General features: G+C 59.0%; 1 protein-coding gene. It reads left to right on the top strand.

Annotation, left to right across the window (positions count from 1 at the left end; all coding sequences use genetic code 11):
• A partial coding sequence (locus HT737_RS13800) for an SdiA-regulated domain-containing protein (protein ID WP_182402904.1) occupies positions 1 to 607 on the top strand: 607 nt, incomplete at its 5' end.
• Positions 608 to 692 lie beyond the last annotated feature (85 nt).

Genomic DNA, 692 nt, shown 5'->3' with positions numbered 1-692 from the left:
CGAACTGACCCTGCAGGGTGATGTGCTGCGCAAGATGCCGCTGGTGGGCTGGAGCAATCCGGAAGGCGTGACCGTGTTGCAAAACGGCCTGATGGCGATCGTCGATGAGCGCGAACACCTGCTCTCCATCGTCAAGGTCGATGCCGAAACCCGCGAACTGCAGCGCGACCAATTCCCGAAATACGACCTGGGCCCCTCGAAAGACCAGAACAAGGCGTTCGAGGCGATCACCTGGGATCCGCGCAATCAACAGTTGCTGCTGGGCGAAGAACGGCCGCCGGCGCTGTTCACCTGGAAAAGCGACGGCAGCCAGATCCTCAAAGGCGACAAGCAGAAGCTGGCCAATGATGAGCTGGATATCCGCAACCTCTCGGCGCTGGCCATCGACCCGCGTACCGGCCACACCCTGGTGCTGTCCGCCGATTCGCATCTGTTGCTGGAGCTGGACGAGAAGGGCGAGCAAGTCAGCTTCATGACCCTTCTGGGCGGCTTCAACGGTTTGAAGAGCACCATTCCCCGCGCCGAAGGCGTGACCATGGACGACGCGGGTACGCTGTACATGGTCAGTGAGCCGAACCTGTTCTACCGCTTCGAAAAGCAGAAATAACCACCGTTCACTAATCCTCGTGTAGGAGCTGCCGCAGGCTGCGATCTTTTGCTTTTGTTTTTCAAGATCAAAAGATCGCAGCCTG

The organism is Pseudomonas sp. MD195_PC81_125, assembly GCF_014060985.1.
Lineage (GTDB): Bacteria > Pseudomonadota > Gammaproteobacteria > Pseudomonadales > Pseudomonadaceae > Aquipseudomonas > Aquipseudomonas parakoreensis.
The sequence above is the reverse complement of the archived record's forward strand: the minus strand, read 5'-3'. Positions and strand labels throughout refer to the sequence as shown.